Origin of the sequence: Variovorax frigidus (genome assembly GCF_051216515.1) — a bacterium.
Lineage (GTDB): Bacteria > Pseudomonadota > Gammaproteobacteria > Burkholderiales > Burkholderiaceae_C > Variovorax.
Genome location: NZ_JBPJZF010000009.1, coordinates 57853 through 74306, shown reverse-complemented (window position 1 = coordinate 74306; position 16454 = coordinate 57853). Strand labels below are relative to the sequence as shown.

13 protein-coding genes and 2 pseudogenes are annotated in these 16454 nt (G+C 62.4%); 1 reads left to right on the top strand and 14 read right to left on the bottom strand.

From position 1 onward, the window contains the following. Positions 1-6: 6 nt before the first annotated feature. Both ACSFBC_RS25025 and ACSFBC_RS25020 read right to left on the bottom strand, forming a co-directional pair. Entirely contained in the window at positions 7-3609 is a 3603-nt protein-coding gene (locus ACSFBC_RS25025) for an indolepyruvate ferredoxin oxidoreductase family protein (RefSeq protein ID WP_435513205.1), read from the bottom strand. A gap of 124 nt (positions 3610-3733) precedes the next feature. Continuing rightward, positions 3734-4726 (bottom strand): annotated as a pseudogene (locus ACSFBC_RS25020) (thiamine pyrophosphate-dependent enzyme); the annotation flags it as partial. Between ACSFBC_RS25020 and ACSFBC_RS25015 the strand changes: the two are divergent. Beyond that, positions 4651-4887, top strand: a pseudogene (locus tag ACSFBC_RS25015) (Lrp/AsnC ligand binding domain-containing protein); the annotation flags it as partial. The pseudogenes ACSFBC_RS25020 and ACSFBC_RS25015 sit on opposite strands and share 76 nt — an antisense overlap. Here the strand turns inward: ACSFBC_RS25015 and ACSFBC_RS25010 are convergent. The 12 genes from ACSFBC_RS25010 to ACSFBC_RS24955 form a co-directional block, all read right to left on the bottom strand. Next, a complete protein-coding gene (locus ACSFBC_RS25010) occupies positions 4888-5766 on the bottom strand; it encodes a TIM barrel protein (protein WP_435513041.1) in 879 nt (292 codons plus the stop codon). It lies immediately after the preceding pseudogene. Continuing rightward, entirely contained in the window at positions 5763-6908 is a 1146-nt protein-coding gene (locus tag ACSFBC_RS25005) for an alpha-hydroxy acid oxidase (protein ID WP_435513040.1), read from the bottom strand. Before ACSFBC_RS25005 ends, ACSFBC_RS25010 begins: the two co-directional genes overlap by 4 nt. A gap of 32 nt (positions 6909-6940) precedes the next feature. Further along, the gene (locus tag ACSFBC_RS25000) at positions 6941-7888 is read right to left on the bottom strand and encodes an alpha/beta hydrolase (RefSeq protein WP_435513039.1); all 948 of its coding nucleotides are present in this window, start codon (positions 7886-7888) and stop codon (positions 6941-6943) included. 17 nt (positions 7889-7905) lie between these two features. Continuing rightward, positions 7906-8727: an SDR family NAD(P)-dependent oxidoreductase gene (locus ACSFBC_RS24995; protein ID WP_435513038.1), complete on the bottom strand. Its 822-nt coding sequence runs from the start codon at positions 8725-8727 to the stop codon at positions 7906-7908. Then, positions 8727-10001, bottom strand: a complete 1275-nt coding sequence (locus ACSFBC_RS24990; protein WP_435513037.1) for a Rieske 2Fe-2S domain-containing protein — start codon at positions 9999-10001, stop codon at positions 8727-8729. Before ACSFBC_RS24990 ends, ACSFBC_RS24995 begins: the two co-directional genes overlap by 1 nt. Positions 10002-10012: 11 nt before the next feature. Beyond that, positions 10013-11317: a Rieske 2Fe-2S domain-containing protein gene (locus tag ACSFBC_RS24985; protein ID WP_435513036.1), complete on the bottom strand. Its 1305-nt coding sequence runs from the start codon at positions 11315-11317 to the stop codon at positions 10013-10015. A gap of 46 nt (positions 11318-11363) precedes the next feature. Beyond that, positions 11364-12317 carry a PDR/VanB family oxidoreductase gene (locus ACSFBC_RS24980; RefSeq protein WP_435513035.1) on the bottom strand — a complete coding sequence of 318 codons (954 nt, stop codon included), beginning with the start codon at positions 12315-12317 and terminating at the stop codon, positions 11364-11366. Positions 12318-12408: 91 nt separating this feature from the next. Next, positions 12409-12861, bottom strand: coding sequence for a bacteriohemerythrin (locus ACSFBC_RS24975; RefSeq protein ID WP_435513034.1), 453 nt, complete (start codon positions 12859-12861; stop codon positions 12409-12411). A gap of 1 nt (position 12862) precedes the next feature. Then, positions 12863-14179 carry a Rieske 2Fe-2S domain-containing protein gene (locus tag ACSFBC_RS24970; RefSeq protein ID WP_435513033.1) on the bottom strand — a complete coding sequence of 439 codons (1317 nt, stop codon included), beginning with the start codon at positions 14177-14179 and terminating at the stop codon, positions 12863-12865. A 17-nt stretch (positions 14180-14196) separates the two neighbouring features. Continuing rightward, positions 14197-14952, bottom strand: coding sequence for an SDR family NAD(P)-dependent oxidoreductase (locus tag ACSFBC_RS24965; protein ID WP_435513032.1), 756 nt, complete (start codon positions 14950-14952; stop codon positions 14197-14199). A gap of 16 nt (positions 14953-14968) precedes the next feature. Beyond that, positions 14969-15664 (bottom strand): ABC transporter ATP-binding protein, encoded by a 696-nt coding sequence (locus tag ACSFBC_RS24960; protein WP_435513031.1) that lies wholly within the window; start codon positions 15662-15664, stop codon positions 14969-14971. After that, the gene (locus ACSFBC_RS24955; RefSeq protein WP_435513030.1) at positions 15657-16442 is read right to left on the bottom strand and encodes an ABC transporter ATP-binding protein; all 786 of its coding nucleotides are present in this window, start codon (positions 16440-16442) and stop codon (positions 15657-15659) included. The genes ACSFBC_RS24960 and ACSFBC_RS24955 overlap by 8 nt, the downstream gene beginning before the upstream one ends. Positions 16443-16454 lie beyond the last annotated feature (12 nt).

Sequence of the window (16454 nt, the reverse complement as noted above, 5' to 3'; positions counted from 1 at the left end):
GCCCCCTTAAGCCACGGTGTGAGCGGACGTGGGCGTGGCAGGGGCCTCCTCTGTGCCGTGCAACGTCACCGGCTGGGCTGCCGAATTGGTTTCGTCGGGAGCGGATGTCACCTGGAACAGCCTCTCACTGAGCACCCTCCAGCGCACGCGCGCAGTCGTGATGCTGGCCTCTTTGACGTGCCCGAAGCCCCTGATCTGTTCGGGCAACCGCGCGATGGCGAGCGCATGATCTAGATTGACCTCGTCCCACCGGGACAGAATCTCTTCGACGGCCTTTCGGTATTCATCCACCAGGCGCCGCTCCTCGCGTCGTTCCGCAGTCCGTCCAAAGATGTCCATCGGTGTTCCGCGCAGCCTGCGCAGCGCCGCTAGCGTACGGAAGACCGGCATCATCCAAGGCCCGAAGGACTGCTTCACAGGTTGACCTTGTGCGTCACGCTTTCCGAACATTGGCGGCGCCAAATGGAAAGTGAGCTTCGGCTTGCCTTCGAACTCCTGAGCGAGCTTCGCGCGAAACTTGCCGTCCGTGTACAGGCGCGCAACTTCGTATTCGTCCTTGTAGGCCATCAGCTTGAAAAGGTTCGAAGCTACCGCCCGAGTCAAATCCCCACTGCCGCCCCGGTCGGATTCGACCTGCTGGACCCGTCCGACGAAGTCAGCGTAGCTCCTTGCATAGTCGGCATCCTGGTACTCCTTCAAAACGGCGGCACGGTCGGCGATCAACGAGGCGCCTGTCTTTGGCCTTTGCACGATGACGACTGTCTGCGACGGCGAGGCCTCGCGCGCTACGGAAGAAAGGTCCAGCGCCGCCCTGCGTCCCCACTGAAAGGCTGATTGGTTGGCTTTGACCGCTACGCCATTGATTTCGATAGCCTTCAGCAGCGCTTGCGAGGACACTGGTACAGCGCCTTTCTGAAACGCAAACCCTAGCAGGAAGAGATTGGCGGCGATCGCATCGCCCATCAAGCGGGTCGCCAGCTGCGTCGCGTCGACAAAGTCCATGTGGCCACCGACGGATTCCGCGATGAGTTCGCGCACCTGCGTCGCGGGGAACTCCCAGTCTGCGTTCTGGGCAAAGTGACCGGTGGGCTGCTCGAACGTATTCACCAAAGCATAGGTGCGGCCTGGACGCATTCTCGCGATGGCGTCCGGCGCGCCGGCCGTCAACATGTCACATCCCAGGATCAGATCCGCCTCGCCTGTAGGTATGCGCTGCGCCTTCAAATGCGCATTGTCTGAAGCGATGCGAACGTGGGAAGTCACGGAGCCGTTCTTCTGAGACATTCCGGTCATGTCCAGCACGCTGACGCCCTTGCCTTCCAAATGGGCGGCCATGCCGATCAGCGCACCGACCGTGATGACGCCGGTGCCCCCGATACCGGTGATAAGGATGTTGTGGATCTGATCGAGCGAGGGCAACGGTGGCTCGGAAAATGTAAAGGCCAGGTCGGTCTTCGCCTCGACAGGTCTGTTCTTGCGCGGCACCACGCCTTCCACGCTCACGAAGCTCGGGCAGAAGCCTTTGATGCAGGAATAGTCGGCGTTGCAGGAACTCTGATCAACACGCCTCTTCAGGCCGTAGTCAGTCGGTTGGGGCTGTAGCGACGTGCAGTTCGACTGTTCTCCGCAATCGCCGCAACCCTCGCACACGTCCTCGTTGATGAACACGCGCTGTGCGATCTTCGGAAACTCGCCCATCTTGCGGCGACGGCGCTTTTCGGCCGCGCACACTTGGTCGTAGATCAGCACCGAGACGCCTTCGAAATCGCGCAGCTCGCGCTGGACCTTCTCCAGCTCGTCACGATGGTGCACGGTAAATGTCAGCCCGTCGCCATCCTTTGGCAGCGCCGAACGATCGTGCCAGCGGGTCGGGTCCTCGGCGACGAGCGCGATCCTCGTGACGCCCTCTGCCGCGACCTGTTGGGCGATCCGCGGCACACTGATGGGCCCATCGACCGGCTGACCGCCCGTCATGGCCACCGCGTCGTTGTACAGAATCTTGTAGGTGATGTTCACCTTCGCGGCGACAGCCGCCCTGATCGCCATCGAGCCCGAATGGTAGTAGGTGCCATCGCCAAGGTTTGCGAAGACGTGCTTGCGTTTTGAGAACCAGGCTTGCCCAAGCCAAGGCGCACCTTCGCCTCCCATGTGCGTAGTTGTCTTGTTGTGTTCCGGATAGATCGCCGTCGCCATTACATGGCAACCGATGCCCGCGAGCGCCAGGCTCCCCTCGGGGACCTTGGTCGAGGTGTTGTGCGGGCAGCCCGAGCAGTACCATGCCGGCCGCGGGGGCGTGGCCACTGCTTTTCCAAGCACAACGTCTTTCGCATCGAGGATCGCCAGCCGTGTACGGATCATGTCGCTGGTGTGGAAGCGCGCAATACGCCCGGCGATCACGCGCGCGATCTGCGCGACTGAAAAGTCCGCAGTCGCCGGCAAGAGCCAGCGCCCGCGCGGATGGGCCCACTCGCCCGCCTCATCGAATTTTCCGATGACCCGTGGGCGGACGTCCTCACGCCAGTTGTACAGGTGTTCCTTGAGCTGATACTCGACAACCTGCCGTTTCTCCTCGACCACCAAGATCTCATCGAGACCTTCGGCGAACTCGCGGATCGAATCGGGCTCGAGCGGCCACGGCATCGCCACTTTAAACACTCGCACGCCCACCTCCGCAGCCATCTCGGCGTCGATCCCGAGCTCTTCCAGCGCCTCAAGAACATCACGGTACGACTTGCCTGATGCGACGATGCCAAGCTTGGCATGAGGAGAGTCGAGCGTGACGTGATTGAGCTTGTTCTCTCGCGCGTAGGCGATGGCGGCGTAGATCTTGTAATCCTGCATCAACGCCTCTTGCTTGCGCGCCTGCAAGCCGAGTGTGTCGGTCGACAGGCGCGCATGCACGCCGCCTGGCGGAAACGCAAAATCGCGTGGCAGCACGGTTTGCACGCCCATCGCATCGGCGCCGATCGGACCCGAAGATTCGACTGTGTCGGCTAATGCCTTGAAGCCTACGGGCAAACCTGCGAAGCGCGACATCGCGAAACCATGCAGGCCCAGCTCAATGTACTCCTCCACGCTCTGCGGATACAGCATCGGAATCATCGCCGCCGAGAAGATGTGGTCGCTCTGGTTGGGTAACGTCGATGAGTACGCGCCATGGTCATCCCCCGCGATGAGCAAGACGCCGCCATGGGCGGAGGTGCCGCCATGGCTCATGTGCTTGAAAACGTCGCCGCAGCGGTCGACACCCGGCCCCTTTCCGTACCACATCGCATACACGCCGTCGACCGCGCTCTCGCCCGTGAGGTGCACCTGCTGCGTCCCCCAGACTGCCGTCGCCGCCAGTTCTTCGTTGACCCCAGGAAGGAACTTGACGCCATTGGCATCGAGATGCTTCTGTGCGTGCCAGAACGCCTCGTCGATTCCGCCGAGTGGCGATCCGCGGTAGCCCGACACGAACCCGGCCGTGTTCAGGCCGGCCACTTGGTCGCGCCAACGCTGCACGAGCATGAGGCGAACAAGCGCCTGGATGCCGCTCAGGTAGACGCGGCCGTTCGTCGATGTGTACTTGTCGTCCAGCGAGACGCTGGCTAGTTCGGGGCTCTTCATCATGGTCTTGAATCCGGTAGGAATCACAAAAAGCACGCTTGGCCATAGGTAAACGGCACTGCGCGTCGAGCAACCGGCGGCGGGTATAGCCCCCGGGGCACTATCCAAAAAGTCTTCGAATCAATCAGTAGGCGGGAATCTCGTCCTCCTTTCGATACCAGCGGTCCTTCCCCAGCATTACGCGGTGGTGTCCCTCTCCAGAGGGCATCATCGGAAAGCAGTTTTCCTGCGCGGCCACCTGCACGTCGAGAAAGAAAGGCCCCTTGTAGGCGAGGCACTCGGCCAGTGCTGCTTCGAGCTCTGCGGTTTTGGACACGCGCCGTCCACCCCAGCCGAACGCTCTGGCAAGCGCGACGAAATCCGGCAGTGCCTCGTTCCAACTATGACTCAGCCGATTCCCGTGATTGAGTTCTTGCCATTGGCGCACCATCCCCATGTAGCCGTTGTTCGAGAGTACGAGTTTCACGGGCGTCCGGTGCTGCACGGCGGTGGACAACTCTTGGATGTTCATCAGCACTGAGGCGTCGCCACTGACGCATACGACAAGAGCCTCCGGCTGCGCGACCTGGGCGCCGATCGCAGCGGGCAGCCCATAGCCCATCGTGCCTGCGCCACCAGAGGTGAGCCAGCGCCGCGGACGTTCAAAACACAGATACTGGGCGGCCCACATCTGGTGCTGGCCCACGTCGGTGGAAACAATCGCATCGCGTCCGACTAACTGACTTTGTAGCGATGCCATCAGCTGCTGCGGCAGGATGACGTCGCTACGCGGCGTGAATTCAAGGCATTTACGCGAACGCCAGCGTGAGATCCACCGCCACCAGGGCTCCAGTCGCTCAGGCATGAGGGTGTCCAGTGGGCTCGATGCCAGCAAGGCCTCGACCACCGCCCGGCAGTCGCCAACCATGGGCACATCCACCGAACCCAATTTGTTGATGTTGGCAGGATCGATGTCGATGTGACTCTTGCGCGCGTGGGGACAGAACTCTTCCAGCTTGCCAGTCACACGATCATCGAAGCGCGCGCCGATGCAGATCACCAAGTCATACGGATGAGACCCTCTATGAGTTCGGCCGCGTGCTGGCGACCATCCCCGAAATTCAGGAGGCGTACCTGGTCTAAGGTGACTACGACTACTACATCCGTATCGCGGTGCGTGACACGCGCGACTACGAGCGTCTCTTGCGCGAGAAGCTGTACAAGATTCCCGGCATTCGCCACAGCAAGTCGAGTTTCGTGTTGCGCGTGCTGAAAGAAGCCAGCGTGCCGCTCGGCTGATCACGAGTCATCACCATCGGTCGCGCCGAGCGGACGTGTCGCAGCAGCGTCGAGCTCTCGCATGAGCGCCAGTCCGCTGCGCTCTGACACGATGCCCGGCCGCAGCCAGCCATGCTCCAACTCGACGAGGCCACGGTACTGAAGGCGATGCAGCAGGCGAAGCACGCTCTCGAAGTTGATTTCTCCGCTGCCGGGCTCCGTCCGCCCCGGGTTGTCGGCGATCTGCACGATGTCGATCGCATCCCAGGTCGCCTCTAGGTTGGCGAGCAGATCACCGTCCATGATCTGCACGTGAGAGGTGTCGAAGATCAGTCGCACCGCAGGATGATCGACGGCGCGCACGATGGCGTAGGCGTCGGCGATGTGCTGCAGCAGCATGTCTGGCACGCTCTTGCTGCTCAGGGTCTCCAGGCACAGCGACACGCCCGCAGCGGCGGCGATTTCCGCTGCAAATCGAAGATTCCGGATGAAAGCCGCATGCTGTTCAGCCATGGGCCGGTCAGGATCCGAACCGCCGAGCACCGCCAGCCGCTTCGCGCCGATCCGTTTCGCAGCGTCAATGGCCAGTCTCAATTCGGCTGCAATCGCGTCACGGGCATCTCGCGTATCAACGGCCCACATCGTGGCCCGCAGCTTGTCGAAGGTGGTGTAGAGCAAACAACCCGCCTCGAGGCCGCTGCGCGCCAGCGCTTCGCCGACACGGCGCTGCTCGTCGACCGTTCGGCCGCGAGCGGCGGCATACAGGACGCCTGCAAACCCTTGGTCTCGCGCAAACTCAATGTGGGCGACGGGATCGTCGGAGCCCACGGTGGCGCGGAACAACGGGTCGAATGGTGGCCGGTAGCCGAGATGTGGCGCATAGCGCAGGTTCCAGGTCACCGGATGCCCTTTCCAGAGGAGGTAGGAAGACGCAGGATGTCTGGTCCGAGTTCGGCAATCCGAGGCACGCCGCACAACTGCATGGCCCGACGCAACTCTTCCTGCAGGATTTCCAAAGCACGGGCGGCGCCCGCCTCTCCCGCCGCGGAGGCGCCATAGAGTGTGGCGCGCCCCATTGCCACAGCTTGGGCACCTGAGGCCACGGCCTTGAGCACATCACTGCCCCGACGAACGCCCGAGTCGAGGATCACCGGAATCCGCGATCCCACTGCGCTCACCACATCGGTCAGCGCGTCGACTGCTGCGACGGAACCATCGAGTTGCCGCCCCCCGTGGTTGGATACCCAGATGGCATCGACGCCCAGTTCGGCCAACTGCTGTGCATCATCGCCACGCAGCACCCCCTTGACGATCAACTTGCGCGGCCATGCTTCGCGCAGACGCCGCAGCGCCTGCCAGTCGAAACCCGCATCGAGGTTTTGCCCCACCTTGGCGGCAATGGAAGCATCGGGTGCAGCCATGCCTTCCAGGCCATCGAGGTTCTCGAAACGCGGCGCACCCGCGCGCAGCATGTGCCAAAGCCACACCGGATGGCCGAGGAAATCCGCAGCGAGCCGCCAGCTGGGGCGCAACGGCACGGTGAACCCGTTGCGGAGATCGCGCTCGCGCTTGCCGCCCGTCTGGAGGTCGAGGGTTACAACCAGTGCTTCGTATCCGGCATCGCGCGCACGTGCCATCAGGCGGTTCGTGAAGTCGCGATCGCGAAGCACATAGAGCTGGAACCACAGTCGGCCGCCAGCACCTTCAGCAATGGCCTCGATCGAGGAGGTGGCCGTCGTGGACAAGGTGTATGGAAGTCCTGCCTTGGCCGCTGCACGGGCGATGGCCAAATCGGCCTGCGGCCAGCCTGCACCGATGGCACCGGTTGGCGCGATCAGCATCGGGGCAGCCGCGGGTGCGCCAACGATCGTGGTACCAAGGTCCACGTTCGACACGTCCACCAGCACTCGCGGCACCAGGCGCATCCGCTCGAAAGCGTGGCGGTTGTCGCGCAGGGTGCACTCGTCCTCGGCCCCACCGTCGAAAAAATCAAAGACAGCGCGTGGAAGACGCTGTAGCGCCATCTCGCGCAGGTCCTGCACGCTGTGGGCTTCATGCAGTCCGCGGGACACGGCTATCCCATTGCGCTCTGCGCCGCCGTCCGAAGTGCATCTGCAGCCTGGCGCTGCGCAGTTCCGGCTGCGTCAAGTTGACCTCGCATGCCGAAAAAGGTGTGCAGCATGCCGACATAGCGCACACAGGTTGCACTTACGCCCGCTTCAGCCAGACGGGCAGCATAGGCCTCGCCGTCGTCGCGCACCACGTCACACTCCGCTGTGATCACCAGCGCCGGTGGCAGAGCCGCATGCGAGGCAGCGAGCAGTGGCGACAGACGCCAGTCGTCCACCTTTGCCGTCCGGCCAAGGCCGTAGTTTTTGAACGCATGGGTCACGTCAACGGAGCGTTGTCCGTAGCCGTTGGCGTACTGCTTCATCGATGCCGATTCTTGGCGGGCATCCGTTGCGGGGTAGATCAACACTTGAGCCAGGATGCGAGGGCCGCCCTCATCCCGCGCCCGCAGGCAGAGCCCGGCAGCCAAATTTCCGCCAGCGGACTCGCCCAGCACGGCGAGCCGTTCGACCGGTAGGTCATGCTCATGACCATGGGCGACAACCCAGGTCGCAGCGATCCAGGCATCTTCTGCAGCAGCGGGGAACAGATGCTCCGGCGCGAGCCGGTAGTCAACATTGACGATCGCCAGCCCGGATTCTGCAGCGAGATGCCGGCAAGTGGCGTCGAAGCTGTCCAGGTTTCCCATCAGCCACCCGCCCCCATGAAACGCAAGGGCAACGCCCAGGGGATTTGCAGGGCGATACACGCGCACTGGCAGTTCACCATCCGGATGGGAAATACGAAGGTCGAAGACTCTCTCAATCTCGGGACCACGAGGCCTGGAGGCCGTTCGGGCCGCCATGCCCGCGCGAGCCTCTTGGGGCGCGGTATCGGCGAGACTGGGCTTCCCGGCCGCGGCCTCTGCGTGGGCACGCAGGTGGGGGTGAATATCGGTGCGGACGTTGGACATGGTGTGTGCAGCTAAATTCAGCCCGGGGGAGGACCAAAGGTGATATTGGGAAGAGCGGTGGTCACGCTGACCCCACCGTCGACGGCGAGCACGGCGCCCGTGACATGCGCGCCGAGGTCTGATGAAAGAAACAACAACGGACCTGCGATCTCTGCGGGCGTTGCGGCCCTCCCCAGCGGTACGGTTTTGCCGATGGATTGCCACGCCGCATCGTCAAGTCGGACGTTGAGGCGCGGTGTCCGCACGTAGCCGGGCGCCACCGCATTCACGCGCACACCCCGCGGGCCGTACTCGGCCCCCGCGCAGCGCACCAGATGGTGGAGAGCCGCCTTCGAAACGCCATACGCCGTCTGGTTGGGGACCGCCAAGTTGCCAGACATCGATCCGACGAAGGTCACGCAACCACCCCCATCGGCTGCCATCGTCTCCCCGCCTATCTGGATGGCCATGTAGGCGTGGCGCAGCACGATGTCGAATTGGCGATCCCAGGCAACATCGTCGGTCTCGGACAGCGGCTTGATGCCAGCGACACCGATGATGTCGACCACGCCATGCACCCTGCCGAGGACTTGACGCGCATGGGCGAAGAGGCGCTCCATGTCCGCCCGAGCCGTCACGTCGGCTGCGAAGGGGATGCCGCCAGTTGCATTGGCAATACGATCAGCCAACCCCTCGTCGCGATCCACACACAGGACGCGCGCGCCCGCTTGGGCCAAGGCGTGAGTTGTCTGCTCACCGATTCCCTGCCCGGCCCCAAGGACAATAAACCCGCGCCCATCCAATCTCAGTTGCGACAGGAAGTCGGGCACCGGCGCTTCCGCGGCACTTTGCGGGCCCATTACGCAGCGGCCTTCAGGGGACGGTGACCCGGCATCAGTTCGCGCCAGGGCTGCCCGGCTCGAAGGCTTGCGTCACACGCGCCGACGCCAGTGAGGTCCATGCCAACGCCGGGGGGCTCGATGCCACTGCTCAAACCCTTCACCGCATCGAGCAATATCCGCCGCACGCGCATGACCGCCCGGTCGGATGGCACGAGATGTTCCTTCGAGCGGTCATAAAGTGCCCCTTGCGACAGTGCAATGGCGGCATCCTCCACCTCGACACCGACCAGGCCTGTCCAGCTCGATTCCTTCATCAATTTGCGGCTTTGACCGAAGGAATCCGCCCACGTTGCCGTGAACAGACAAGTCTCGCGGTTGTAGTAGCGCTTGTCGTCCAGGCCAAGCAGTTCGATCACGCGGTCAGCCTCTACGGGTGCGTCTCCATAAATGACGATGTAGGTACTCGTGTGCGTGTCATCGTCCGGAACTTCGAACACGAAGAAGGAGAACGCAGGCGATGGAATCACCCGTCCGTAGGGCACAACGAAGGGGACCACCCGGGCATTGCGCACGTCGGGCTCGTCGGTCTTGCGAAGAGCCACATAGTGGAAGCCGAACTCTGTGTCTTCAAGTTCAAGCTCCGGGTGAAGGTCGTTGGTCGCCAGAGCTGCCGGATTGACGACGTCTTTGTTGGGCTGGAACTCCTTGTCTTTCCAGCCCGGCCGCGCCATGTTGGTGTGCAGGACTCCGACGTGCGACGTGTCCTCACCACCCTCGACCAGCTGCAGATAGTTGCAATTGATGTTGATGCGGATGACGGCTCGATTCTCGGACTTGGTGTCCATGAAGGCGTAGCGAGAAAACGCTGGCTCGCGGTCGCGCGGGCCAACGTAGGCCCAGACCAGGCCAGCTTCCTCGTGCACCGGATAGGCCGGTGCCTTCATCCGCGCCCGATACTTCGCATCATCATGGTTGGGCGTTTCCAGGAGGGCCCCTGTAACGTCGAACTTCCAGCCGTGGTAGAGGCAACGGATACCGCCCTCTTCCACACGCCCCAGCGCGAGCGAGGCACCCCGGTGCATGCACAGCTCATCGAACATGCCGACTCGGCCTTCGGTGTCCCGAAAGACCACGAAATTCTCGCCAAGCAGCCGAACGCGCAGCGGATCGCTGTCAGGCGCTGGCAATTGTGCAGAGGTACAGACGGGGTGCCAGTATCGGCGCATGACCGCGCCCATGGGCGTTTCTGGTCCAACATGACACAGCAGGGCGTTATCTTCAGTCTTGAGCATTGGGATTCCTTTCAGTTCGCAGCACGGGCTGGCTCGGATTGAGGGACGGCCGGCGGCCGGTGATTCGGCACCAAGCTCTGCCAGGGTTGTTCAGTCTCAATCTCGGCCGAGATCCCGATGATTTGCGTGGTGTCGGCCCGCACCACCGGCAGCTCGTTTGTTTCGCGCAAGACCCGGACGCAGGTCAATAGCGAGCGGTAGAGGCGGGTGATGGCGATGTCCGCAGTCGAGAGCATCTCGCGGGACCGGTCGCGTAGCGCGCCGCTCGAGATGCTGCAGGCGGCGTCTTCCTGAGAGAAGCTGGCGAGCCCTGTGAAATGCCCCGCGCGCTGCAGGGCCCGGTCTTGTCCGTAGCCATTGGCCCAGCTCTGCTTGTTGGGACCATCGCACGTGTCCGCCGTCATGCCATACGCGGATAGCGTCGCATCGTCGAGTCCGACAAAAGCCAGTTGCTGGGAACGCAACGGCTCTTCCCCAATTCGCTTTTCGGTGTTCCACCAGACGTGATAGAAGTTGCAGCGCTCGTCATTGACTGGCACCACAGCAAAGAAGAGGTCGCCGTTCGGATTTGCCACGAAGCACGGAGCGATGAACGAAGCGATCCGCGCCATGCGTTTGTCCCCGGCCGGACGAATCGCCACGTAGTGGAAACCGAATTCGGTCTCCTCCGCCTCGATCTGCGGCGACGCATCGAACTGCATGTGCGATGTCTTCTTCGCAAAGTCCATGTCTGAGCCGTTGGTCTTGGCCAGACCCGAGGCATGGAGCAAGGTGAGATGGGAAGAATCGACCAGACCCTCGATGACTTGAACGAAGTTGCAGTTCTCCACCGCTACGGCATTGATACGGTACGCGGCGTCCACATCCATCCAAGGCCAGCGCGGGAACTCGGGTTCGTGCTCCTTGGGGCCGAGGTACACCCAGATCAGTCCCCCCGCTTCGCGAACGGGGTACGTCCTGCCGCGAATCCGCTCCTTGAACTTCGGATCTGCCACATTGGGCGTGTCGAGAACTGCGCCGTCAACGGCGAACTTCCAGCCGTGATAGATGCAACGCAAGCCCTCGGGCTCAGCACGAGCGAGAAGCATCGACGAACCCCTGTGCAGGCAGGCCTCGTCGAAAAAGCCTGGGCGGCCCGCACCGTCACGCCATGCGACAAAACGCTGCCCCAGCAACTCCACCCCCTTCGGATCGCTGCCCGCTTCCGGGAGTTCAGAAGATTGGAGAGCAGGTAGCCATGTGCGACGCATGACATCGCCCATCCCGGTTCCGGGTCCGACCCGGCACATCAATTCGTTGTCTTGGGTTTTCAACATTTGTAGATTCCTCTCAATCGTGGTGGGGACACTTCATCGGAAGCTTCTAGAAATCAACGGTCAAACGTGGCTCGAGAGACCGCGAGCAACAAGGCATGAAGCAGTCGTTTTTCGCTCGCTCGGCATCGGTGAGGTACATGTCGCGATGGTCGGGCTTTCCTGCCAAAACCCTCGTCAAGCAGGTTCCGCACACGCCTTGTTCGCATGAGACTTCCAACGGCAAACCAGCGTCGATGAGCGCGCTCGCGACGCTCTGCTCTGCCTCGATTCGGATGACCCGACCGGACCGTTCCAGGACCAAGTCGAAGGCATCGTCAGCCGAATGGTCGATGACTGCGCCCGCGAAGTACTCGCGATGAAGTCGCTCCTCTGGCCAGCCAAGCTCACGTGCGGTGCGAAGAACATGGTCCATGAATCCCGAAGGGCCGCAGACGTAGAGATGCGTGTCGGGCTCCGGTGCTCCGATCGAGCGCACGGCGTCGAAGCGCTGATCCTCCGGGCCGTCGTCGACATGCAGCCACACGTTGGACGCGAAGCCCGCGCTGTGGAAGTACTCGACAAACGCCATCCGGGAAAGCGAACGGCCGCAGTAGTGGAGCTCGAACGGCGCGCCGTCCTGAGCCAGTTGCTCCGCCATGCAAAGCAGCGGCGTCACCCCGATGCCTCCCGCGAACAGCAGCGAACGCTTGGCGGACTTCTGCAGAGGGAAATGATTGCGCGGTTCGCTGATCGTCAGCACCTCGCCTTCTCGCACCAACTCATGCATCCGATCCGACCCTCCGCGAGAGGCTGGGTCTCGAAGAATTCCGATGCAGTAGCGATGGATCTCGGAGGACGGATTGAAGAGCGAATATTGGCGCACGGGACCGCCAGGCACATGGACGTCAATGTGCGCGCCCGCGGCGAAGGCGGGCAGCGGCATCCCGTCGACAGGAGAGAGCTCGTAACTTTCCACCCCCTCCGCTCGGGTCCGTCGTTCGACAACTTTGACTTCACGCATGCCTGCACTCCTCAGCTTCGATCAACTCGGAATTTAATCTTCCATGGAAGATGTTTAAGACGGACTTTAGCCTTTTGGACATTGGCGCGCCTCAGTTGGAAAGCGTGGTGGCGGCTGGCCGCCTCCGGACGATGACCATCGGAGCTCCGCCGAGTTCACGCTGCGCCAACCAACGCGCAAGCCCCTGGTCCATCACCTGCGCATGTTCGGGAAACCAGCGGGCGAGCTCCTGCGCCAGTGCGCGCGCCACGTCAAGGCGCCCCGCTTGTACAAGTTCACGCACTTCCACCACGGAGCGCAGAACCGCGGCGTGCTCATCGACATGGCAGCCAGCTGACGGATAGTCGCCCGTGCGCATCCATTGGTCCTCTTCAGCGAAATGCCGGCGTGCATGGTCTTCAAAACGGGCCAGCGCTGCGCCGACTTGGGAGTCATCGCAGGTCAGCAGCGCCTGGACACACTCGACGAACTCATGGTGCGTGTCATCCATCTCGGCGTGACCGAGGGCGAACTCAGGGCGCCATTCGAAGTTGATGTCACCCATCTCAGGTCTCCTGCAAATCCGCGCTCGCGGCATTCACTTTGTGTGAGGGCATCAGGGTGCGCCAGGGCCGTTCACTGTTCACCGACCCATGGGTGCCGACGACGCCGCGCCAGTCGATGCGCACGCCCTGCCCTGGCAGGGCCTTCCCTGCTTCGATCGCATCGGCACAACTCAGCAGAGAGCGATACAGACGACCTACGGCCACGTCTGCACTCGACAGCATTTCCTGGCTCCGACTGCGAATAGGCCCGGCCGATACCGAAACGGCCACGTCCTCCTCAATCAAGCCAGGCAGCCCGCTCCAGCTTTCGCCGCGACGCATCGCGTCCCGGTCCTGGAAGAAGTTGTTGCGCGGGTTGGGCCGATCGCTGCGTCCCAGCGTGTCATTGGTGATGCCAAAGGCGTCAAGGACCTCGTCCTCCAGGCCGACGAAATGCAGGTGCTTGGAACGCAGCGGTTCGGCGCCCAAGCGTTCGGTCTCGCTCCAGAACACATGGAAAAAGGCCGAACGGACGTCGTCGATCGGAACCACCACCGTCATGATGTCGCCGTTGGGGTTCAAGAGCGTGCATGGCGCGATGAACGCCGTCACACGGGCGTCGACGCGCGTCGACGTACCCTCGGCCACCTCACGAAGGGCCGCGTAGTAGAAGCCGAACACCGTGTCTTCTGCCTCGATGCGAGGTGCAAGGTTGTTCTGCATCGAACTGACTTTTTGCGCGAAGGCCACGTCGCTGCTTCCCGACTGCTTCATCCCATTCAAGTGCAGGACGCCAAGGTGGGAAGAATCGACCAATCCCTCGATCACCTGCACGTAGTTGCACTCCTCGACGTGGTAGGTCACCAGTACCTGCAAAGGCGGCAGGTCCATCCACGGCCAGCGGGGAAAGTCCGGCTGGTGCTCGACAGGTCCTAGATAGACCCAGATCAGGCCGCCCGCCTCGACGACGGGATGGGTCCGGCCGCGAATTCGCTGGCGGAATTTCGGGTCAGCGACGTTGGGGGTCTCCAGGACCGTGCCATCAACCGCGAACTTCCAGCCGTGGTAAATGCAGCGCAGACCTTCAGGCTCGGCGCGTGCCAACAACATCGAAGAACCTCGGTGTAGGCAAGCCTCGTCGTAAAAACCTACGCGCCCGATGCCGTCACGATACGCGACAAAGCGCTCGCCCAACATCTCGACGCCCTTCGGGTCGCCTGCAGGCGTCGCCAGCTCGGAGGACTGCAAGGCGGGCAGCCAGTAGCGACGCATCGCCGCGCCCATCGGCGTGTCGGCGCCGACACGGCACATACGTTCGTTGGATTTGTCAATGAGCATCGAAACCCTCCTGTACGTCAGTGGTAGACGGACCCACCGTCCACCGCGAGGACCTGGCCCGAAATGAAGGAGGCATCGTCGCTCGCGAGAAACGCAACAGCACCGACGATGTCGGCGGGCCACCCATCGCGCGGCAACGCTCGCGTGGCGATTGCAGCTTCACGATAGGCGTCCCGAAAGGCCTCGTTCGCCAGGTTGCCCTCGCTGAGCGTGTAACCTGGCGAAACGGCGTTGACGGTCACGAACGCAGGGCCCAGCTCCTTCGCCAGCGCCCGCGTCATCGTCATCAACGCCCCCTTGCTCGCCACGTAGTCCAGCATGAACGGCGCGCCCTTGAAGGCCGTGCCAGATGTGATGTTGACAATCCGGCCAGCTTTCTGCGCGCGCATGTGCGGCGACACTGCGCGAGTGCAAAGGAACGGCCCCATCGCATTCACTTCCTGCATGCGCCGCCATTCCGCAACCGTGATGTCTTCGAACGGACGAAGCTGAATCGTGGCAGCGATCGCTGCGTTGTTCACGAGAATGTCGACGCGACCGAACTCTTTCATCGTGCGCTCAACCATGTCGCTGACGGATGCCTCGTCAGCCACATCTGTTTTGAGGGCCACCGCTCGTGCGCCGCTGGATCTCAGTTCCGCAGCGCGGGATTCTGCGTCTGCCACGTCTGCTAAGACAAGAGCGGCGCCATCGTGAGCCAAACGTTGTGCAATGGCCAAGCCAATTCCCGTAGCCGCGCCGGTGACAATGGCCGTTTTTCCTTCGAGCTTCATCTATTGGTTCCTCATCTCAGTGACTGAGGCCCATGAGCGCCGCGAGCGCCGGGCCTTCCTCGCTCACGTCCTTCGACAGGCCCTCGAAAACACACCGACCGCGGTCCATGACGACGCAACGCTGTGACAGATCCAGGGCGATGTCGACGCGCTGCTCGACCAGCAACAGGGCAACCGAGCCACCTGCAACAATCTTTCGGATGCTGCCCACCAACTGCTCGACCACGATCGGCGCCAGTCCCTCGAAAGGTTCGTCCATTAGCAGGACGCGCGGATTGCCGAGCAGCGCTCGAGCGACAGCCAGCATCTGTTGCTCTCCACCCGAGAGCTGCGTCCCGTAGCTTTCGAGCCTTTCGCCAAGACGCGGAAAGAGCTGGAGCACCCGCTCTATGGACCACGGGCCTTGGCGCGATGCGGCATCCAGGTGCTCCTGGACGGTGAGACTGGGAAACACTTCCCTGCCCTGTGGCACATAGCCGAAACCGCGACGTGCCCTCTCGTGGATCGGCGCGGCAGACAGGTCATTTCCTTCTAGGAGAATTTGACCACCCCGCCGCTTGGCACGCCCCATCAGCAATTCGAGCAGGGTGCTCTTACCGACGCCATTTCGACCGATGACAGCCACGGTCTCCCCGCTGGCCACGTTCAAGCTGAACTCCTCGACCACTTGAGTCGGACCCCAGCCGCCTCCCAGGTTGCGGATCTCAAGCATGGACGGCCACCCTTCCGCCTTCGAAGCGCTTGGTTCCCGCCGTGCCCAGGTAGACAGCCTGAACTTCTGTATGGGACATGACTTCCTTAGGCGTCCCTGAGATCAAGACTTCGCCCTGAACCAAAACTGAGACTTCCGACGCGAAGCGACGGACCATCTCCATGTCGTGCTCGATCATGAGTACCGCAATTTGCGCTGGTAGGCGCTCAATTGCGTTGATCAGCAGGTCCAGTTCATTGCTGGGAATTCCGGCCGCCGGTTCGTCAAGCAGAAGTACTTTGGGTTCCATGGCTAGCGCGATGGCGATTTCCACCAGGCGCTGGCGTCCGTAGGCGATCTCGGAGACCTTGCGGTGCATATCGTCGGCCAGTCGCAACTGTTCAAGGAGAATCTCTGTGCGCTCCAGAAGGTCCTTCTGCTTGCCGGCCGACCTCCACATGTCGAAACTTCGACCCGCGCATTGGCTGACAGCAATGAACACGTTTTCGAAGACAGTCAGTTCCGCATACAGGCTCGATATCTGAAAGGTACGGACAAGACCGCGCCGCGTACGCTGAGGGGCAGAGGCTTTGGTGAGGTCCTCGCCGAACAACTGAAGCCGGCCGGAGTCGGGCTTTAGGACTCCCGTCAACAAATTGACGAGCGTGGTTTTTCCCGCGCCGTTGGGCCCGATCAGCGCAGTACGCGCACCTCGGGCTAAGGTCAGGCTGACGTCCTTTGTCACTTGGAGGGCGCCGAAGCTCTTGCTCAGTCCGAAGGCTTGGAGGGCGGGCATCATGCCAACTTCTAC